Source organism: Nostoc sp. NMS9, from assembly GCF_017114995.1.
Lineage (GTDB): Bacteria > Cyanobacteriota > Cyanobacteriia > Cyanobacteriales > Nostocaceae > Nostoc.
On record NZ_JABXKL010000091.1, the window covers coordinates 32851 to 53203 of the forward strand.

Annotated in this window: 22 protein-coding genes; 12 read left to right on the plus strand and 10 right to left on the minus strand. The window is 42.3% G+C overall.

Annotated features, from left to right (window positions below; translation table 11 throughout):
• Window positions 1-42: 42 nt before the first annotated feature.
• Window positions 43-969: an alpha/beta fold hydrolase gene (locus tag HWQ40_RS29190; RefSeq protein WP_292785156.1), complete on the minus strand. Its 927-nt coding sequence runs from the start codon at window positions 967-969 to the stop codon at window positions 43-45.
• 98 nt (window positions 970-1067) lie between these two features.
• Here HWQ40_RS29190 and HWQ40_RS29195 point away from each other — a divergent pair, with 98 nt between their 5' ends.
• Window positions 1068-1949 (plus strand): shikimate dehydrogenase, encoded by an 882-nt coding sequence (locus HWQ40_RS29195; protein WP_292785158.1) that lies wholly within the window; start codon window positions 1068-1070, stop codon window positions 1947-1949.
• 149 nt (window positions 1950-2098) lie between these two features.
• Here HWQ40_RS29195 and HWQ40_RS29200 read toward each other — a convergent pair whose 3' ends face one another.
• Both HWQ40_RS29200 and HWQ40_RS29205 read right to left on the minus strand, forming a co-directional pair.
• Entirely contained in the window at window positions 2099-3481 is a 1383-nt protein-coding gene (locus HWQ40_RS29200; protein WP_292785160.1) for an aminopeptidase P family protein, read from the minus strand.
• 47 nt (window positions 3482-3528) lie between these two features.
• Entirely contained in the window at window positions 3529-3786 is a 258-nt protein-coding gene (locus HWQ40_RS29205; protein ID WP_292785162.1) for a hypothetical protein, read from the minus strand.
• 311 nt (window positions 3787-4097) lie between these two features.
• On the opposite strand from HWQ40_RS29205, the gene HWQ40_RS29210 reads away from it, so the two are divergent.
• Window positions 4098-4904, plus strand: a complete 807-nt coding sequence (locus tag HWQ40_RS29210) for a PhzF family phenazine biosynthesis protein (RefSeq protein WP_292785164.1) — start codon at window positions 4098-4100, stop codon at window positions 4902-4904.
• A gap of 2 nt (window positions 4905-4906) precedes the next feature.
• Here the strand turns inward: HWQ40_RS29210 and HWQ40_RS29215 are convergent, their stop codons facing one another.
• The gene (locus HWQ40_RS29215) at window positions 4907-5371 is read right to left on the minus strand and encodes a DUF29 domain-containing protein (RefSeq protein WP_292785166.1); all 465 of its coding nucleotides are present in this window, start codon (window positions 5369-5371) and stop codon (window positions 4907-4909) included.
• A gap of 196 nt (window positions 5372-5567) precedes the next feature.
• Between HWQ40_RS29215 and HWQ40_RS29220 the strand changes: the two genes are divergently transcribed.
• Both HWQ40_RS29220 and HWQ40_RS29225 read left to right on the plus strand, forming a co-directional pair.
• Window positions 5568-6311, plus strand: a complete 744-nt coding sequence (locus tag HWQ40_RS29220) for a class I SAM-dependent methyltransferase (RefSeq protein ID WP_292785168.1) — start codon at window positions 5568-5570, stop codon at window positions 6309-6311.
• Between the two features lie 194 nt (window positions 6312-6505).
• The gene (locus tag HWQ40_RS29225; RefSeq protein ID WP_292785170.1) at window positions 6506-6946 is read left to right on the plus strand and encodes a DUF4332 domain-containing protein; all 441 of its coding nucleotides are present in this window, start codon (window positions 6506-6508) and stop codon (window positions 6944-6946) included.
• A gap of 55 nt (window positions 6947-7001) precedes the next feature.
• Here the strand turns inward: HWQ40_RS29225 and HWQ40_RS29230 are convergent, their stop codons facing one another.
• Window positions 7002-7616 (minus strand): TetR/AcrR family transcriptional regulator, encoded by a 615-nt coding sequence (locus tag HWQ40_RS29230; protein ID WP_292785172.1) that lies wholly within the window; start codon window positions 7614-7616, stop codon window positions 7002-7004.
• Between the two features lie 160 nt (window positions 7617-7776).
• On the opposite strand from HWQ40_RS29230, the gene HWQ40_RS29235 reads away from it, so the two are divergent.
• The 5 genes from HWQ40_RS29235 (at window position 7777) to HWQ40_RS29255 (ending at window position 14491) form a co-directional block, all read left to right on the plus strand.
• The gene (locus HWQ40_RS29235) at window positions 7777-9408 is read left to right on the plus strand and encodes a pitrilysin family protein (RefSeq protein WP_292785174.1); all 1632 of its coding nucleotides are present in this window, start codon (window positions 7777-7779) and stop codon (window positions 9406-9408) included.
• 44 nt (window positions 9409-9452) lie between these two features.
• Entirely contained in the window at window positions 9453-10970 is a 1518-nt protein-coding gene (locus tag HWQ40_RS29240) for a pitrilysin family protein (RefSeq protein ID WP_292785176.1), read from the plus strand.
• A gap of 317 nt (window positions 10971-11287) precedes the next feature.
• Window positions 11288-11935: a Uma2 family endonuclease gene (locus tag HWQ40_RS29245; RefSeq protein ID WP_292785513.1), complete on the plus strand. Its 648-nt coding sequence runs from the start codon at window positions 11288-11290 to the stop codon at window positions 11933-11935.
• Window positions 11936-12292: 357 nt separating this feature from the next.
• On the plus strand, window positions 12293-13240 hold the full coding sequence (locus HWQ40_RS29250; protein ID WP_292785178.1) for a hypothetical protein: 948 nt from the start codon (window positions 12293-12295) through the stop codon (window positions 13238-13240).
• 48 nt (window positions 13241-13288) lie between these two features.
• Window positions 13289-14491, plus strand: coding sequence for an alpha/beta hydrolase (locus tag HWQ40_RS29255; RefSeq protein WP_292785180.1), 1203 nt, complete (start codon window positions 13289-13291; stop codon window positions 14489-14491).
• 47 nt (window positions 14492-14538) lie between these two features.
• Here the strand turns inward: HWQ40_RS29255 and HWQ40_RS29260 are convergent, their stop codons facing one another.
• Window positions 14539-15171 (minus strand): hypothetical protein, encoded by a 633-nt coding sequence (locus tag HWQ40_RS29260; RefSeq protein ID WP_292785182.1) that lies wholly within the window; start codon window positions 15169-15171, stop codon window positions 14539-14541.
• A 230-nt stretch (window positions 15172-15401) separates the two neighbouring features.
• Here HWQ40_RS29260 and HWQ40_RS29265 point away from each other — a divergent pair, with 230 nt between their 5' ends.
• Together HWQ40_RS29265 and HWQ40_RS29270 are read left to right on the plus strand one after the other, a co-directional pair.
• Window positions 15402-15989 carry a Uma2 family endonuclease gene (locus HWQ40_RS29265; RefSeq protein WP_292785184.1) on the plus strand — a complete coding sequence of 196 codons (588 nt, stop codon included), beginning with the start codon at window positions 15402-15404 and terminating at the stop codon, window positions 15987-15989.
• Between the two features lie 87 nt (window positions 15990-16076).
• The gene (locus HWQ40_RS29270; protein WP_292785186.1) at window positions 16077-16508 is read left to right on the plus strand and encodes a biotin carboxylase; all 432 of its coding nucleotides are present in this window, start codon (window positions 16077-16079) and stop codon (window positions 16506-16508) included.
• Between the two features lie 85 nt (window positions 16509-16593).
• Here the strand turns inward: HWQ40_RS29270 and HWQ40_RS29275 are convergent, their stop codons facing one another.
• From HWQ40_RS29275 to upp, 3 genes are all read right to left on the minus strand, one after another.
• Window positions 16594-16863 (minus strand): YggT family protein, encoded by a 270-nt coding sequence (locus tag HWQ40_RS29275; protein WP_292785188.1) that lies wholly within the window; start codon window positions 16861-16863, stop codon window positions 16594-16596.
• A 129-nt stretch (window positions 16864-16992) separates the two neighbouring features.
• On the minus strand, window positions 16993-17346 hold the full coding sequence (locus HWQ40_RS29280) for a hypothetical protein (RefSeq protein WP_292785515.1): 354 nt from the start codon (window positions 17344-17346) through the stop codon (window positions 16993-16995).
• A gap of 75 nt (window positions 17347-17421) precedes the next feature.
• A complete protein-coding gene (gene upp / locus HWQ40_RS29285) occupies window positions 17422-18072 on the minus strand; it encodes a uracil phosphoribosyltransferase (protein WP_292785190.1) in 651 nt (216 codons plus the stop codon).
• Between the two features lie 380 nt (window positions 18073-18452).
• On the opposite strand from upp, the gene crtH reads away from it, so the two are divergent.
• Entirely contained in the window at window positions 18453-19943 is a 1491-nt protein-coding gene (crtH, locus tag HWQ40_RS29290; RefSeq protein ID WP_292785192.1) for a carotenoid isomerase, read from the plus strand.
• Here the strand turns inward: crtH and HWQ40_RS29295 are convergent, their stop codons facing one another.
• Window positions 19944-20333, minus strand: a complete 390-nt coding sequence (locus HWQ40_RS29295) for a hypothetical protein (RefSeq protein ID WP_292785194.1) — start codon at window positions 20331-20333, stop codon at window positions 19944-19946. It abuts the gene before it with no gap.
• Window positions 20334-20353: the final 20 nt, after the last annotated feature.

The window sequence follows — 20353 nt, forward strand, 5'->3', positions numbered from 1 at the left end:
CTACATGAGGGTTTTGTTGCTCATTCTGAACTGTATTAACCTTTACAAAACCCAATCGCGTAAAAGTTGGTTTACTTTATCGGGTACTTCGTCGTGAGGGCAATGACCTGCTGTTAAAAAATGCTCTGTAAGTTGAGGACAATATTGACGAAACTTTTGAGAACGTTCTCTAGCATTCATCCACGGATCGGCTTCTCCCCATAACATCAATAAAGAACAAGTTAATTGCTTTAGTAGTACATCAACTTTTTCCCCTTGAGGACTGCTAAAAACTGAAACAAATACATCCAACGCACCCGGATCAAAAGCAGGACGAGAAATTTCTTCTACCAATTGATCTGTAACTGCACTTTTATCAAGGTATACCTTTTCTAAAGTTTGGCGAATTACCCAACGTTGTCGTACATATTGAAATAACACAAACTGAGCTAAAGGTTGTTGAAACATCCATTTAACTGAGTCACCCAAAAGTTTCTCTAAAGAAGAGGGTTTTTTGGGTGGCTGAATTTCGCTTTGCAAAGCTTCCGGTTCAGATGTTGGCTGGTTTTCGCTAAAAGGCCCGGCACTATTGAGCAAGACTAAACCAGCTGCACTGTCGGGACGTTGTGACGCAACACACAAGCAAGCATAACCACCAAGGGAATTACCTGCTAATACTGCTTTTTGACCAATCACTTCGCTGATAAAATCATGAAGTTGGTCGCGCCACAAGTCGCCACTATACTGCAATTTTGGTTTTGCCGATCGCCCGAAGCCCAAAAGGTCGATCGCAAATACTTCAAAATATTGACACAATCCTGTGATATTCTTGCGCCAGTGGTCTGTAGAAGCACCAAATCCATGTACCAAAAGTAAGGGCGGACGTTGGGTTTGCTTCTCTCCCGCACGCACGTAGTAAACGTTGTGCCCGCGCCACTGCCAATATTTACCAGGAATTGGAGTTGTAGAGGGGGCGGTAGTTGCCTGCATGATTCAAAGAAATGTTAAGGAGCTTTTAATAATTGTAGGCTAGCTGAAGAGTGGGGAGTGAGGAGCAGGGGGGATAAATGACAAATGACAAATGACAAATGACAAAAGAAATTACAGGCAAAACTAAACTACTAGGGGTAATTGGACATCCGGTGGAGCATTCGCTGTCGCCGGTGATGCATAATGCTGCGATCGCACAATTAGGATTAGATTACATTTATCTGCCTTTTCCGATCGAACCACAAAATTTAGAAGTAGCGATCGCAGGTTTTGCTGCTGTTGGGGTTGTCGGATTTAATGTGACAATACCTCACAAACAGGCAATCATTCCCCTACTCTCAGAAATTACGCCCCTGGCTCAAACTATCAAAGCCGTGAATACTGTTAGCCGCCAAAATAACCAATGGGTAGGCACAAATACAGATATAGAAGGATTTATCGCCCCTTTACAGACAACATATAAACAAGATTGGAGTCAGAAAGTAGCAGTAATTTTAGGCAATGGTGGTGCAGCCAGAGCAGTTGTAGCAGGTTGTACTCAGCTAGGTTTTGCCCAAATTCATGTTGTTGGGCGTAATATGCAGAGATTACAGGAATTCCGCAATAGTTGGAGCAATTCATCCCTGGCTGATAAATTCCAGGTTCATCAATGGGAAGAATTACCAAAGCTAATTCCCCAAGCAAATCTGCTGGTAAATACGACTCCGATTGGGATGTATCCCAAAGTCGATGAATCGCCTTTGAGTGTAGAAGAAATAGCGAATTTACCAACAGGTGCGATCGCTTACGATTTAATATATATTCCTCAACCAACGCAATTTCTCCAGCAGGCACAAAAACAAGGCGCAATTGCGATCGATGGATTAGAAATGCTAGTTCAACAAGGGGTAGCAGCATTAAAAATCTGGTTGCAGCCGGAAACTTTGCCTGTAGAAGTGATGCGCCAAGCGTTACAAAATCACCTGGGTTTAGAGCAATGATAAAACTTATTACCCCCCTTAATCCCCCCGATGCATTGGGGGGAAATCGGATCTCCGGTTCCCTCCCCTTGCAAAGGCGGGAAATCGGATCTCCGGTTCCCTCCCCTTTCCAAGGGGAGGGTTAGGGTGGGGTAAAATTTAGCGTCAACTCAGCTATTAATTAGATTTTCTATAGTATCGGCATCATTCGGCAATGCGGCTGTTAAAACTTCGCTGCCTTCTTTAGTAACTAAAACATCATCTTCAATGCGGATTCCACGCACATCGGCAAATTCCGATAAACGCTGCCAATTCACCACATTCTGATATTTTGAACGGACATTAGCATCATTTAAAATTGCTGGTACTTGATAAAAACCAGGCTCAATTGTGACTAACATTCCTGGACGCAGGGGACGATTTAAACGGAGATAGCTTAAGCCAAAGCGATCGCTCCTTTCACGTCCTTCTTCATACCCTGCTAAATCGCCCAAATCTTCCATATCATGCACATCTAAACCCAGTAGATGACCGATACCATGAGGAAAAAACAGCGCGTGGGCATCCATTTCTACTAAATCTTGGGGATTTCCTTGTAAAATGCCTAACTCTACTAAACCTTCAGCGATCGCTGTTGCCGCTAGCAGATGAATATCCTCATACTCTACACCAGGCTGTATTTTGGCAATGCAAGCATCATGGGCTGCCAACACCACATTATAAATATCTCTTTGGGTAGATGAAAACTTACCCGAAACTGGCCACGTGCGAGTCACATCACCTGCCCAACCAGTCTCAGTCTCAGCGCCAACATCGGCAAGCAGTAAATCACCTGGTTGCAAACTATGGTGATACTGCTCGTTATGCAAAACTTCACCGTGAACGGTGACAATACTGTTGTAAGAGGTAGTCATATTGTGGGCAATAATCACCCCTTCCATCGCTGCCCGAACTTCTGCTTCTAGTTTGGCTTGGAGTGTTGCTGCCATTCCAGCTTTGTGAGCTTTGACAGTGACAGCCGCAGCTTTTCGCAACTCGGTTAATGCACCATCATCGTGGGTGAGGCGGAGAGAAACGATCGCCTTAGCTAACTCCAAGTCAATTCCTTGGGGAGGACTTTGTGGTAAAACCCATCTATTTAATAGCTGCGATTGCTGCGTCCAAGTAGCTGCATCTTGGACAGCAAGTGTAGCAGCATCTTCTAGCCAAGACTCTAATTCTGCCATTGGTCGAGCCACATCCGCCCCAATCTTCTCGGCTATTTCTTCGCGCGTTGGCATTTCTCCATGCCAAAGGGCGCTACTGGGTGACGGATCGTCGATGAATAGTTCTAGCTTACCCGCTTCTAGACGAATTGCCGCCTTTGGTAATGGCAGTCCGGCGAAATAAAGGAAATGACTGCTAGCACGAAACGGAAAGGTATTGGCGGGAAAGTTGCGCGAATTGTTGCTACCTGACCACAGAATTGCTGGAAAATCAATGAGGTTGGCTAATTGTTGCCGTCGGTGGCGTAAAGTATCGCCGAGGGAAGTAGAGGTTTGTGGGATAAGCATAAATGTAAACTCAAAGAAAAAGATAAAGATGATAGTTTTGCCTTTATTTAGTCGTTATCGTCTTTATCGTCATCTTTTTTATCATCCCTGCGATCGCCATCTTTGTCGTCATCTTTGTCCTTTAGCTTTGTCTGGTTAGGCTGTTGGTTAGGTTGTAGGACTGGTTTTTCTTGCTCAGTTGGAGCAGGTGGCTGCGGTACCTCAACAGCACAGCTAACTAATCCTCCAGAAATTAGCACTAAGTTGACAGCAGCAAAGATGCTTCTGAAGATTTTTATCCTCACATTTCCGTTTTGCTTTGACATTGACCCTAGTTTTTGGAGATTGTATTCCTAATTTCTAAGGTACTGTATATAGTGGTTCTCATTAAACAAGTTCGTAGTAAGGACTTTAGTCCTTATTTTCTAAGCACTAAAATCTTTACTACCAACCCTCAAAGCTAGCTTGACAAAATACTATGATGCATAAATCTCTAACGCACTCCTGATAAATATATTGCTGTCTAACTTTCAAAGTGACCGAAAACGAAAAGGATACAGAGCAACTAAATTTATTTATGGGCATCATTAATTTTGAATTTTGAATTTTGAATTCGGAGCGAAGCGACGTGACTCTAATGGGACAAATCATTACTCAAGTTGATGCTTTTACCAATACACCTTTCGCAGGTAATCCGGCTGCTGTCTGTGTTTTGCCTACTCCCCAAGATGAGTGCTGGATGCAGAACATAGCGCAGGAGATGAATTTATCTGAAACAGCTTTTTTAGTCAGACAGGATGATGGCTTTAATCTGCGTTGGTTTACGCCCACGGTAGAAGTACCGCTTTGTGGTCACGCAACTTTAGCTAGTGCCCATGTACTTTGGTCAGAGGGACATTTGTCACCTGATAAAGTTGCACGTTTTTATACCAAAAGTGGAGTGCTGATTGCTAAGTTACAAGGTGACTGGATTGAGTTGGATTTTCCTGTAAATCACTCACAAACAGCGATCGCCCCGGAAGAACTCAAGCAAGCTTTGGGTGTACCCTACAAATCACTCTTGCAGAATTCACTAGGTTATTTAGTGGAATTAGAATCTGAAGAATTGGTGCGACAAATACAGCCTAATTTTCAACTACTCAAAACGTTACCGATTTCTGATGTCATTGTCACTAGCCTCACTGACTCTAATTCTCAATATGATTTCGTCTCTCGCTTCTTTGCGCCGGGATTAGGTATTAATGAAGACCCAGTGACAGGAGCGGCTCATTGTTGCCTTGCTTCCTTCTGGCGCGATCGCTTGCACAAAAATGAGTTTTTGGCTTATCAAGCCTCTAGTCGCGGTGGCGTGGTGAAGGTGTATTATGACGGTGGCGATCGCGTCTTTCTCGCCGGACAAGCGGTAACTGTCTTGCGAGGTGAGTTATTTACCGCATCAACCTAATATTACAAATCAATAATATCCGGCAAAAACTCACCATCAAGAACTTGGGCAATGGAATAAGGACATTCCACTGGAAACGTATTTATTGGTAGTTCAGTTTCATTACTAGCAGCTTTCAATCCTCGATGATAGCATTGGGCTAAAACTTCTTCTAAATAAGACTTGAGGCTGGGACTCTCTTGCAGTAAATCTGCAATTTTGTGGCGCTGCTCATCAATAGTATTTCGCCAAGAGCCACTCCGCAAACTAGACTGATGTTGCCACTTGAGCAAATGCTGTAATAATACTTCCAAGCGGCTTTTCAACTCTCGTCGTTCTGACCGTCCCAAGCTTTCAATCTCCTCAATCACAGCATCCCAGTCTACTTGTCCAAATTGTCCAGCACGAATGAGTTGTACAGTTTTTTCTGTCCATGCTGCAAAGTCTGTTTCATACAACTGGGCTGCGCTTTTCGGAATCTGGGTCATGAGCTTCTGCAATCTACCGTATACTAGCTAAATTAGAGATACTTTACGCCCATTTTAACTTCAAGAAAGCGATCGCATCTTTTTAGCCATACAAGCCGTAACGCGCTTATCTTGAACTGTTGATGTTGAGGTGGCAGGCGTAGAATTTAACTTTTCAGACATCCTTTAATAAAAAACTAGCAAGTGAGGTGAAAAAATGGCAGCCGAGTATGATAGCATAGCTCTCCAGTTTCAAAAACTTAATAAATTGCCTTATCGCTTGTATGGTGAGGCATATACATACTTAAATTTAATCGGAGATGTTGCCGGGAAATCAATCCTCGATCTAGCTTGTGGAGAAGGATTTTTCACACGATTGCTCAAACAGAATGGCGCTGCACGTTTGGTTGGTGTGGATATTTCCTCAGAAATGATCAAATTGGCAAGACTTGAAGAAGCTTCTGTTCCACTTGAAATTGAATATATCATCGGTGATGTCATGGAAATTGGTTCTATTGGCAGCTTCGATCTTGTGGTAGCCTCCTACTTGCTGAATTACGCTTCAACTAAAGAGCAACTACTCAAAATGTGTCAGGCCATAGCAATTCATCTGAAACCTGGTGGTCGATTCGTCAGTTTGAACAATAATTTAGAACTGCTTCCAGAGTTTTATCATAAACATCAGAAATATGGCATTGCTAGGAGATGTGCCCAGTCGCTCCAGGAAGGTACTCCCATAACCTTAACATTGAGCATTCCTGATGACGGTGAGTCTATCAGTATTGATAACTACTACCTTAGCCAAGCGACTTATGAATGGGCTTTGATGAGTGCTGGTTTTAAAGAGATCCGCTGGCACCATCCAATAGTCTCTCCCAAAGGCATACAGAAATTTGGCTCCGAGTTCTGGCAGGATTACATTGACTATCCCGATATGATAGGCATTACCTGCCTAAAATAGCGCCGCACAATCGCATTGTCAGGCGAAACAATCGTATTGTCAGGCGAAACAATCGCATTGTCAGGCGAAACAATCGCATTGCAGAAGATTGAGTTAAAATTGCACGTCAATACAAACACTAAACCGCAAGAGCGTACTTTTGCCAAGAAGCAACTGTCACAATATTTAAACAAGCCTATATTTTAATTGCAAAAATGTCTGCTAAACACAAAGATAGTAGAACTAGAATCCAATCTCGTGATTGGCCAATTGAGCAATTACCTGGACTGAGCCACGAAGAACAATCTCAACTCCAAAATTGTGGGATTACTAGCACAGTAGCCCTAGTCAAACAAGGTAAAACTTTAGAGTCAAGACTGGTGTTAGCAAATAAATTACAGATTCATCTTCAATATGTAAATAAATGGATGGCTTTAGCTGACTTGGCGCGTATTCCCAGTGTCGGGACACAATATTGTGGTTTATTGCTTCATGCAGGTATTGGTTCTGTAGTGCAGTTAGCTCAAACTCCCACTCACAGATTGCACCAACAAATTATGCGCTTGCAAGTAGCAACAATGCAGCGCCGAGATTTGTGTCCAGCAATTGAGCTAGTACAACAGTGGAGTCAGCAAGCTAAAGCAATCATTAGTTAGGAGTTAGGAGTTAGGAGTTAGGAGCGAGGAGTTAAAACTCATAACTCATAACTCTTCACTCTTTAGCTAAAACACCATTAAGAAAAATATCAGCGAGTCCTTCCGCCATTTCCTGCATTTGTTGGGGAGAGGCGTCAGGTTCGATGAGGGTGTTGTTAGAAAAACCTGCGATCGCAAACATTCCTAAGAAAACTTTCGCAACTAGCTTGGCGTCCGTTTGACGATAAATGCCTTTATCCATCGCTGTTTGAAAGAATGCTTCGCCCACATCAGTCATTTTGGTAATCACTTCTAATTGAATGCGATCGCGTAAATCGGGATGAAACTGCACCTCCATAAAACAAACACGCATCAAATCGGCATTTTTTTGGAAATTCCACATCCGACGGCGCATCACCTGAGCGACGGCTTTATAGCTGCCCATTTCACTTAATTCTGTGAGCAAATCTGTAAGAATCTCTACCCAGCCACTCGTGGCTACTTCCACCAAAATTGCTTTTTTATTCGGAAAATGACGAAATAGAGTACCTTCAGCTACACCTGCCGCTTGTGCTAAGTCGCGGGTGGTAGTACCGTCAAATCCCTGAGAGGCAAACAACCGTTGCGCTGCCTGTAAAATCCGGGTGCGCGTCTGAACCTCTGAGGGCAAAGAAGAATTAAAAACTCGCATAACAGTTATGGTTAGATATCCGTAACAAAACTTGTAGCATTATTGTCTAATGTCAAGTGCAAAGAGCCACTGAAAGTTTAATACAAGATTAACGCTCTTTTGCTAAGTATCCTGTTATTTAGGTAATGTAACTTTATCTTAATTCTCGCTTATGAACCAGATGAGTCGGTCAATTTTAGATTTTAGATTGGGGATTTTAGATTGGTCAGATCGAGTATCTGTCATATTGCGGCGGTTGTTTGTCACTTTGTTGACTTTAATTATCTTCTCGTGGGGATTGCTGCCAGAAGTCGCTCTAGCTCAAACTCAGACAGCACCTCCTCAAGAAGCTAAAACTCAAACCCCACCAGTTCAAAGTTCAATCCAACCTTATCTAGATCGAGTTATTAAGCAATTAACGGAGTTTCGCCTCGACAATGGTTTGAAATTCATTGTCTTGGAACGACATCAAGCGCCTGTGGTTTCTTTTCTTACTTATGCGAATGTCGGCGGTGTGGATGAGCCAGATGGTAAAACTGGTGTAGCTCACTTTCTGGAACATTTGGCTTTTAAAGGCACAACGCGCATTGGTACACAAGACTACAAAAAAGAAAAACCGCTACTAGATACCTTAGAGCAGTTGAATGCTCAAATTAAAACAGCGAAAGCCGATGGCAAAAAAGCTGAGGTTGCTCGGTTAGAAACTGAGTTTGAGCAAGTGGAAACGCAAGCAGCCAAGCTAGTCAAGCAAAACGAATTGGGACAAATTGTCGAACAAGCGGGAGGTGTGGGTTTAAATGCTAATACTTCAACTGAAGCTACCCGTTATTTGTACAGCTTTCCTGCTAATAAGCTAGAACTTTGGATGTCGTTGGAATCGGAGCGATTTCTCGATCCGGTAATTCGTCGTGAATTTTATAAAGAGAAAGATGTAATTTTAGAAGAACGACGGATGCGGGTGGAGAACTCACCCATTGGATTGATGGTGGAAAAGTTTGTCGATACTGCTTACAAAACCCATCCCTACAGGCGTCCGGTGATTGGTTATGACGAAGATATCCGCAATCTGACACCAGAAGATGTCCAAAAGTTTTTTGATACTCACTACGTACCAAGTAATATAGCGATCGCTATTGTCGGAGATGTCAATCCCGCTCAGGTGAAAAAACTGGCGCAAACTTATTTTGGCCGCTATCAAGCCAAAACCAAAGCTGTTGAACAAATCCCGGTGGAACCGCCACAACAACAAACACGGGAAGTTACTTTACAGCTACCTTCACAACCCTGGTATTTAGAAGGTTATCATCGTCCGGCGATTACTCATCCAGATAATGCCGTCTATGAAATCATTGGCAGTTTATTAAGTGATGGGCGCACATCGCGGCTATATAAGTCTTTGGTAGAAAAGCAGCGTTTGGCGCTAAATGCTCAAGGTTACAGTGGATTTCCTGGAGATAAGTACCCAAACTTGATATTTTTCTATGCTCTCACAGCTCCTGGTCATACAGTTGATGAGTTGGCGGTGGCTTTACGTCAAGAAATTGACAAATTAAAAACTGAGCCTGTAGCGGCGGCTGATTTGCAACGGGTGAAAACCCAAGCACGGGCGAGTTTGTTACGTACTCTCGATTCCAATATGGGCATGGCTCAACAATTGTTGGAATATGAGGTGAAAACTGGCTCTTGGCGGAATTTGTTTAAGCAGTTGGATGACATTTCAGCGGTGACGACGGCTGATATTGTGCGGGTGGCAAAGGAGACGTTTACGCCGAAAAATCGCACGATTGGGAAGCTGTTGTCGAAAGAAGCATGAAAAACGAACCACGAAGGACGCTAAGGGCGCAAAGGAAGAGAGGTATGCAGAGGTATAAGGTGAAGGGGAAAAGGCAGATAGCGTTGAAAATTCAAAATAGGAAGGGGTTGATTTATGCTTTGGTTGCGGTTTTTGCGTGCTTACTTTTAACTTGTAATTTTTCTCTGGCGGCGACGGCTGAGGCGAAACATTACACAGAATTACAGCTACCACCGCTACCTGAGATTAAGTTACCCAAGTATGAGCGGTTTGTGCTGCAAAATGGCTTGGTTGTGTATTTAATGGAAGATCATGAGTTACCGTTGGTGAATGGTACAGCATTTGTACGGACAGGGAATCGCTTGGAACCAATGGAGAAAGTTGGGTTGGCTGGTTTTACAGGCGCGGTAATGCGAACTGGAGGAACTAAGAACCATTCGTCTGATGAACTTAACGAGATATTGGAACAACGGGCAGCATCTGTGGAAGTTGGTATTAGTGAAGCTTCTGGTAGTGCTAGCTTTGACGCACTCAGTGAAGATTTAGAAACAGTGTTTGGGCTGTTTGCTGAGGTACTGCGATCGCCTGTATTTGCTCAAGAAAAGCTAGACTTGGCTAAGACACAAGCCAAAGGTGGCATTGCCCGTCGTAATGACAATCCAGATGGGATTGCTAGTCGGGAATTTCGGAAATTGATCTACGGCAAAGATAGCCCTTATGCTCGCACCACAGAGTATGCAACGGTGGATAAAGTTGAGCGTGAGGATTTGCTCAAGTTTTATCAGCAATATTTCCACCCCAATAATATAATTTTGGGGATTGTGGGTGATTTTGATGCTAAGAAAATGCGATCGCTCATTCAAGCTAAGTTTGGCGATTGGCAGCGTAACCCAGGGATTGCTAAACCCACATTACCAAAGGTTTTGCCAGCTAATACAGGTGGAGTCTTTTTTGTCAATCAGCCACAACTGACGCAAAGTAGTGTGCTTATCGGGCATTTGGGCGGACGTTTCGACAATCCCGATTATGCAACGCTGGATGTATTGAATGGAGTGTTAAATGGATTTGGTGGACGCTTATTTAATGAATTGCGATCGCGTCAAGGTTTAGCTTACTCTGTCTACGGCCAGTGGAGTCCCCGCTACGATTATCCTGGCATATTTATCGCTGGTGGACAGACGCGATCGGATGCTACCGTCCAGTTTGTCAAAGCCTTACAAGCTGAAATCAAGCGCACCCAAACTCAAAGAGTGACAGCAAAAGAACTAGCTTATGCCAAAGAGTCTACACTCAACTCCTTTGTGTTCAACTTTCAAGACCCCAGCCAAACCTTATCACGGTTGATGCGATACGAATATTATGGCTATCCTGCTGATTTTCTCTTTCGCTATCAAAAAGCCGTCGCCGCCACCACAGCAGCCGATGTCCAACGAGTAGCACGAGAATATCTCAAGCCAGAAAAGATTGTCACTCTAGTAGTGGGGAATCAAACCGCCATTCAACCGCCATTGACACAGTTAGCCAAACAGGTGACACCAATTGATGTGACGATTCCTGGTTCGCAGCCACAGGCTAAGAATTAATACTTAGATAGGTAGACACTCAATATCCAAATAAAATCGCAAGGCTCATATCCCCGACTTTTTAGACAGTCGGGGATCTTGTTTTTAAAATAATTTTCTCCATTATCGGGAAATGACTAAGGACAAATTGGAGTAACAAGTAGAAACTAAATCAGGAACAAAACCTCTGGGAACTCCAGAGGTTTTTCTCTACTCTATTCATCTTTATAGGAGCGATCGCTCCAGCATACACTTCTATAAAGCAGCAAAAATTGTCGCCCCTATCAGGTCAACTAGAGTAAGCTAAATTTAAGTTTCAACTACTGGGAGCGAAGATGATGTTGTTGGAATTAAAGCGCATCCATGTTCCACCAGGACAAAGAGTGCTACTACGAGATGTAACCTGGCAAGAATTGGAAGCAATTCTAGAAGATTTAGGGGAACACCGAGCAGCACGAATTGCTTATGACAAGGGAATACTGGAGATTATGGCACCACTGCCAGAACATGAATATGACAAAGAAATTATTAGCGATTTAGTCAAAGCTCTTTTGGAAGAATTAAATATTGAGTTTAGATGCCTTGGTTCTACCACTTTCAAAAACCAAGCAATGGCTCAAGGCATAGAACCCGATCAGTGTTTCTATATAAAAAATGAATCTAAGATTCGCGGCAAGAAGCGGCTAGATTTAGCAGTAGACCCTCCTCCAGATTTAGCGCTAGAAATTGATATTACTTCTCGTACTCATCCTAATATTTATGAAGCGCTCAAAGCGCCTGAACTTTGGCGTTTTGAGCGAGGAAAGCTTAAAATTAATGTTTTGCAAAATGAACATTATATAGAATCTCAGCAAAGCCTAAATTTTCCTCTAATCCCACTAATTGAAATCATTCCTCAATATCTAGAGCCAAGTACAACAGCAGGTAGAAATGCAACGCTCAAAACTTTTCGTCTTTGGGTACAAAAACAGATACATCAGCAATAACTTATGCTGTCACCACAATTCATAACATACAGCAGATTTCAAGTTAGTGAAGTGCACAAGCTAAGTCTCTAATTTAAGTAGAATTAAATACGTTAGTTAAGCCAAAAACCCAGATGTAGAGACGCGATTTATCGCGTCTTGCAAGACTCTTATTTCATCAAACTCATTCTCGATTACGCGAACGGTGAGCTATAACTAGATCAAATGAAGGAGTGTGAAGGGTAGAGAGTAGATTAATACTGGCATATTCGATAGCGTTAGGCACAGAAGAGTAGTTGAGGTATTCTTTCTTGGTTTATTATCTAATTGGTAAACGCGTAATATTTCTATCTGCTAAAGCAGTTCTGGAGCTACAAAATGACTGTTTTATTATTTTCCATCCTGTTGGCAATTAACTTAGGTGCTGGATGTTATTTGACTCTAGCTAATCCTCTAAAAGTCTCAGAACAAACATCAACTAAACTTATTTTTATTATTCGACCAAAAGTATTCTTAGGTGTGGGAATATTTTTTAGTCAATTGTTTGTTTTATTTTTATTTGCGTCTATTGTATTCGCACCTATTACACAACTTGTCTGCAATCGTTATCCAAACAATATATCTACTTCAAATATTGATTTGAGTGCGGGACAAAATACTTTAACAGTAATGTGTAAGTTAACAGAAAACTATTGGTTTGGTCAAGAAAAAAGTGAAGTGCTAGTTTCTGAGTTACTAGAGGCTAAATTGGAAACAGAGATGCAAACCGATAGTCAAGTTAAGCCTAAATACTCATATAAAATTTTACTATTAACTGATAAAGATAGCTTTCCTTTTACAGATAGAACATACCCAAAATTTAAACTTGAAGAATTACAATCAATAGAATTAAGAATTAACAAATTTTTGAAACCCCCTACAGAGAACAATTTAGCGGTTATACTTGATGACACTTTTATGGGTTACATTGTTGTCAGGGTTACTGTATTCTGTGGAATATTAGCGTTGCTAGTAGCGTCACCAGGTTTATTTATAACTTGTAACCTTGATAAAGAAGCAAATATTGTAAAACTTAGTCGTTACAGGTGGTTTGGAACGTTAGGAAAAACAGTTTTTCAATATTATTTGAACGAAATTACTGATGTTAAGCTTGAACGGATTGATACTAGTATAGACGAATACTTTTTTCGGGTTATTTTAGTACTAGAATCGGGTGATAATCTACCATTAACGCCCAATTATACTTCAAATTATATAAATGGAGATTCTATAGTTAGAGTAACTAAAGATTTTCTGGAACTAAAACATAAAGATAGTGCTAGATAAAAGCGTGAGATTGGTTTCTTTGAAGTCATTACTACCGTATTTTTATTTATGTTTGTTAAACCCAAAATATTTTTATCATCGCTTGCATTATTATTCAGTTTTACAAGTCTATTTCTTAGCGCTTGGATTATTCTTCCGGCTCCAAATATGTTTTTACTCACGCTAGCAGTAGGAGCGCCAGAAGTCAGTCCTTGGTTATTATTATTAAATTTGCTCTTTTTATTGCTGTCTTTATTCTATATCCGTCGCCGTCAACTCCAACGTTTAGTTTGCATTTTCAGTTTAATCGGATTGCTAATTTGCGGATGGGTGCTAGTGAATATCTCACCAACTCAAATGCAAATGGCTAAAGCGATGAAACAAGGGTTGGGAGCAAACTATCTAGAGCAAATTCCAGTCCAAGTAAGGGCTAAAATGCAAACCCATCCCTTTGACTTAGTTAATTTCTTTCGGGGTATTCCATTAGGGAAAACGCGTCATCAAAAAGATATTCTCTTTGCTTCTTCTGGAGGAGTGCCTTTAAAAATGGGAGTTTACCAACCCCCAGAAGTAGGGAAATATCCAGCAGTGGTAGTAATTTATGGTGGAGCTTGGCAATATGGCAATACTCATGCCAATAGCGAGTTTAATCAATATATTGCTAATCATGGATATACGGTATTTGCGATCGACTATCGACACGCACCTCAATATCAGTTTCCATCTCAATTAGATGATGTGCGTACAGCCCTAAATTTTATTCGCAAACATGCAGCTGAATATGAAGCCGATTCAGAACGTATGGTACTTTTAGGACGTTCTGCGGGGGCACATTTAGCAATGCTAGCGGCTTATCAACCCGATGCACCACCCATTCGTGCTGTGGTGAACTATTACGGGCCTGTTAACTTAACTGAAGGATACAAAACACCACCAAATCCCGATCCTATAAATTCTCGCGCTGTTTTAAAAGCATTTCTTGGTGGTTCTTTAGAAGAATTGCCCAATCAGTATAAAATTGCTTCACCGATAAATTACCTAACGCATCCTTTACCGCCAACTTTATTAATTTACGGCAGTCGTGACCATTTGGTGGAAGCGCGATTTGGCAGACAAATGTATGAACGTTTACATGACTCAGGCAACACTGCGGTTTTTCTAGAAATTCCTTGGGCAGAACACGCTTTTGATGCTGTTTTCAACGGTGTGAGCAATCAATTAGCGTTGTATTACACTGAGAGGTTTTTGGCTTGGGCATTGTTCAGGCAATGATTTTATTCGCAGACTCATTCACAAGTATTAAAAACTCACATCCCTTACTACTTTTGAGGCCAGCGCCAGTTATAGCGATTCCATTCATAAATTCCTTGAATTTCATACTCAGCGCCATTGAAGAAGCGGACGACGCAATTAGTAGAGGTATCATCGCGTAGGCGTAGCCCGTCGTAGACATCGCTAATTTCCTCAACCTTAATCACCATACAGGGAAACCATTCCCGCTTACAAGGCCCATCCTCCTGCACCCATTCCCATAGTGCATTGGAAACTTCAATGCGATCGCCTACTCTTAACTTCAGTGCATCCTCAAAATAAGAATACTTATCAAAATGATATGACTCAACCCGATTCAGCCACTGTAAACCATAGCGTTGGCGAATAAATTGTACCGTTCCAGAGTCCTTTTCCAGCAACCAGTCGTTGAGTAATTGCACTTTCCAAGTGCGGTTGTGTTGTTCTTCATCCTTAACAAATTGTAAAAATGCTTCTAACTCCTCTGGGGTAAGTTCGTCTAAAGGATTAGCAATATTTAACATCCCAGAGGTAGAATTTCCCTGAATTTGCTCGACCACTTGCAGTAATATCTGTTTCTGCGTGTCAGTGAGAGGACAGCTTGCTGCATCACAATCATTAAAGGCTGCGAACATAGCTACTTTAATCTCATCTGGAGTCATAAGTTAATAGCAATTGAGGGGTTATTCCCCTAATTATTACAAATGTTAAACTCAAGTCTCCAATCACCCTGTAGTTAAATATAGACATAATTAAATTTAAGATGCCTAATATTCAAGGAAGTCAGGAGTCAGCAGAAAAACTTGATTCCGTCTCCTGTCTCCTGAGTTCTTGGTATCGGTTTGGTATTTTCTAGTGTTGACCTATTTATCACCTAGTTAGGAAAATTGCCATGACTCAAACTCAGCATCCCACAAAACTCCTGACTTTTGAGGAATTTCTGGCTTATGACGATCGCACTGATACCCGTTATGAATTAGTGGATGGAGAGCTAGTAGAAATGCCAACTGAGAGTCAGGAAAATTGTGATATTGCCAAATTTCTATTATTCGAGTTGGCAAAGCGTTTTCCTATTACCTTGCTGGCTTACAAGGACATTGAAGTTGAAGTTAGTGGGCGGCGAGCAACCTGTCGCCTACCCGATCTGGTGTTGCATACGGAAGAGTCGAAAGCGGCTTTGATTGGCAGTCCTCGCAATCTAATTACCCGCGATATGCCCCCGCCTGCACTGGTGGTTGAAGTCGTCAGCCCCGGAACTGAGAACCGCAGCCGTGATTACCGTTACAAGCGCACAGAATACGCAGCTAGAGGCATTACTGAATACTGGATTATCGATCCGGAGTTAAAACAAATCACCGTTTGCAAGTGGGTCGAGGGACAATATGAAGATACGGTCTTGAAGGGTACGGCAACGATTGCATCAGATGTAGTACCTGATTGGGAATTGATCGTGGAGCAGGTATTTGCAGTAGCGAATTAATCAGGGAAGTAGAGAATAGAGAGTAGGGGTATATTGTAAGCTGAGGTTATCAGTTAATAATTATTGAATTAAATCACGGGGTCTTTTATGCGGTTGCGTTCACTCACGGTCGTTTTTATTTCATGTCTCATTACCCTTCTATCGTGGGTGATTACTCCCCCAGCTGTAGCCCTGACACAGATTAAACTATTTGATGTCTCTTATAAAGATTGTCCACCAGAACTAGCACAAGGGGCTGTTATCAGTAGTGGTAGCGCTGCTGCCAATTGTTTTCTTGTCATTGGCAAAGCAGAAAATGGCACTAATAAAACAGTCTACGACGCAGATATTTTTGGACGCATCTTTGATGCCAATAATGACTCGGTGATGCAAAACCGCACTCGCTTAGGCTCTATTACCGAGGTGCCACCAGGTATTAGCGATTTTGAATTGAGAATTTCTGTACCTGCGAATCAGCCTACTCCGTTGAAGCTAAAACAGTTCAAGGCTGCCGGGTTTAGCGGCCAAGTGCGTAGGTAATTCGTAATTCGTAAAAAATTGTAGAGACGCTTGTATACTTAACGTCTCTACACAATTCTTTACCAAGGTAGTAATCAAAATCTTTCTATAAGGGCAGGTTAGATGGAATGGCACTCAAAAGCCCAGTAACTACATTGAGTGCTAAGAAAGCTAAGATCGGCGAAAAATCCATACCACCCAATGGGGGAATAATTGAGCGGAATAGATTCAGATAAGGATCGGTTATCTGGGCTAAAGCGGCAAATGGCTGGTTATACCAGTTGATTGTTGGGAACCAGGTTAACAAAACCCGGATAATTAGCAAATAGCTATAAAAGGTGACAAAGGTAATTAGTGTCGTAATCAGTAAACTCATGGATAGCTTTGTTTCCTACTAGGTGTCAAACGCGGTCTTATCTTTTAATTTTAATTTAGTCCAAAGTCAAAAGTGTTTGCGGATTTCACGTTTACCACACTTGACACTTTCACCACGCCTGAACAAACTTCAGGAGTCTTTAGTGAGGGAGCGGTCATTGGTTGCTTGGGGTGAACCGCCATTAACATTTCCCAGTTGCTTTCGCACTTCATCAATTGTGGCATTTAGCTGAGCAATTTTATCTTCTAGCGATCGCCTTGCTGTTTCTATACCAATACTCTCACTTTCTGAGGCTTTCATCTGACGCCGCTTTGCTGCTATTTTCTTAGCTTCGGCTTGGCTATCTGTCAGTTCTGTCTCTTCTTCTACTAACAATTCTGGCTCGCGTCGAGAAGCAATCAGTGCCCCGATAACACCGCCAAATATGCCACCAACAAACGCCCCCGCTACAAAACCACTGCCAAAACCATCTCGCTGACTCATATATTTACCGCCTTCAACAAACCTTGCAACTTTTACAGTAGTTATGCTATTTTCCTGCCCTAGCTGCATACTAACTTAAGTCCCAAAGATGCGATCGCCTGCATCTCCCAATCCTGGTACAATATACCCCTTGCTGTCCAGTTTTTCGTCAATAGTAGCGGTGTAAATTATTAAACCTGGATAAGCTTCACTCAATTTTTGCAAAGCTGGTGGAGCTGCTACTACACAAACAATCCGCATCAAAGCTGGGTCAGCACCCCGTTGTGTCAATTCTGCCATTGCCGCCATGATTGACCCTCCGGTTGCCAACATTGGATCGGTAACTAACACTCGTGTTTGGGGGTCAAATTTTTCTGGTAACTTGTTCAGATAACAATGAGGTTGCAGTGTCTCTTCGTCTCGCGCCAAGCCAAGGTGGTAAATCGATGCTAAAGGCAGTAAAGTCTGCGCTCCCTCTAGTAATCCTAGCCCAGCCCGCAGAATCGGCACTACTGCCATAGGTACTTGCGGATCGATTACCGTTGCTGGACAGGTATCTAAGGGACTCTGTACTGCTGTTTCTTGAGTCGGCAACCAGTCTCGTGCAGCTTCATAAGTCAGCCATCTTCCCAACTCAGTCATGGCACTGCGGAACAATACTGAAGGCGTGCCTGCATCACGGGCAACTGCTAGCCAGTGCTTGATCAGGGGATGGGGTGGAACATAAACGCGCAATTGTAGCGTCATAGCCAGAAATAGGCGCCTTTTTATTGTATAACAACTGAAACACCATAATACTCTTTCCTGCATCCGGCTGACAGCTTAAAATTAACGATCTCAATTTTATTGATAAAATTTTTCATTAGTAGTTGACATTAATTCTCAATCAAGGCTATATTCTTATACAGTGTTCTCCTCTCTTTTAAGGATCGGCAGACGGGATTAGCCAGCAGTAGCAGGCTCGTCCCTCTTTTTTTTTGATTGGGGATTGGTTATTGGTCATTAGTTAAATTAAATATTGATTGACTCTAGACAAAGGACAAATACTTCTCTACGAGACGCTACGCGTTAGCGGAGCTTTCGCTTTAGCGATACGCTCAGTACAAATGACAAAGGACAAATGACAAATGACAAATGACGCAATCGTAATTGGTTCTGGGATTGGCGGATTAGTAACAGCGACCCAGTTAGCGGCGAAGGGAGCGAAAGTGCTGGTACTGGAACGTTATTTGATTCCAGGTGGTAGCGCTGGTTATTTTGAACGCCAAGGCTATCGATTTGATGTTGGCGCATCAATGATTTTTGGGTTGGGACAGAACGGTACTACCAACTTACTCACCCGTGCATTATCAAGTGTAAATGTCAGCCAAGATGCGATCGCAGATCCGGTACAGATTCACTATCATCTACCCCAAGGTTTAGACCTGAAGGTTGACCGGGTTTATGAAAAATTTTTGCAAAATCTTACTGCTCATTTTCGCCATGAAGAACAAGGGATTCGTCGCTTTTATGACGAATGCCAAAAAGTATTCAAGTGTCTCAACAGCATGGATTTGCTGTCGTTGGAAGAACCTCGGTATTTACTGCGCGTATTTTTCCAGCATCCTTTGGCGTGTCTCGGTTTAGCTAAGTATCTGCCCCAAAATGCCGGGGATGTGGCGCGGCGTTACATCAAAGACCGACAATTATTGCAATTTATCGATATGGAATGTTATTGCTGGTCGGTGGTTCCATCAGACATGACACCAATGATTAATGCTGGGATGGTCTTTTCTGACAGACATTATGGCGGAGTTAACTATCCCAAAGGCGGAGTCGGACAAATTGCTCAAAAACTAGTGGAAGGTCTAGAAAAGGCTGGAGGTCAGATTCAGTACCAAGCTAGAGTCACCAAAATTCTTACAGAACAGGGAAAAGCGGTAGGTGTGCAACTGGCTAATGGTAAAGTATATTGGGGTAAACGCATAGTTTCTAATGCTACACGCTGGGATACATTTACACAATTACTACCAGCAGAAGCAATGCCAGATAATGAGAAAAAATGGCAACAAAACTACCAAAAATCTCCAAGCTTCTTGAGTTTGCACATCGGGGTAAAGGAGTCAGTTTTACCTGCGGGGACAGAGTGTCACCATATTTTGCTGGAAGACTGGGAAAAAATGACAGCAGCAGAAGGCACAGTGTTTGTTTCGATTCCCACATTGCTTGACCCAGATTTAGCACCAAATGGATATCACATCATTCATGCTTTCACGCCTCACTGGATTGATGATTGGCAAGAACTTTCTCCGAGTGAGTACGAAGCGAAGAAAGAAGAGGCAGCTTGGCGAATTATTGACCGCCTAGAGAAGCTTTTTCCCGGTTTAGATGCCGGATTGGATTATTTAGAAGTGGGCACACCCCGCACCCATCGCCGCTTTTTGGGTCGTGAGGATGGCACTTATGGGCCAATTCCCCGGCGTAAGTTGTGGGGATTATTGAATATGCCCTTTAATCGCACAGCTATTTCAGGACTTTATTGTGTAGGGGATAGTACCTTTCCGGGTCAAGGGTTGAATGCAGTCGCTTTTTCTGGGTTTGCTTGCGCCCATCGCATTGCCGTAGATTTAGGATTTTAATTACAGGAACAGCTTACGCAAAAAGCCTAGTAAACGGATAGCCAAATCTATATTTACCTGAGTTTGACGTGCAGTCTCAATTTCCTCTAATATTTTCTGCATCTGTGCCAGATTTTTTTGATTGACGCCGATGATACTAACATTTATAATTGCTGCTCTTACCTGATCAAGAGTAAGTTTGCATTCGCTAACCGCTAACTTAAACTTATTGACTTTTCCCCAGTTTTTTTGACGTTGGGCGTTGACAAGTTCAAAATTAAGCTGAAAAAGAATATCTTGTAATTTTTCTTCTGTCTTATTGAGTTGTTCTAAGTCGATTTGATTGCCATTAATTTCTTTAAGCTGAGAAATTATTTCTGCAAAAGTATCTAAAATATTATTGGTGGTCATGATTTCTATATTCAGTTAAG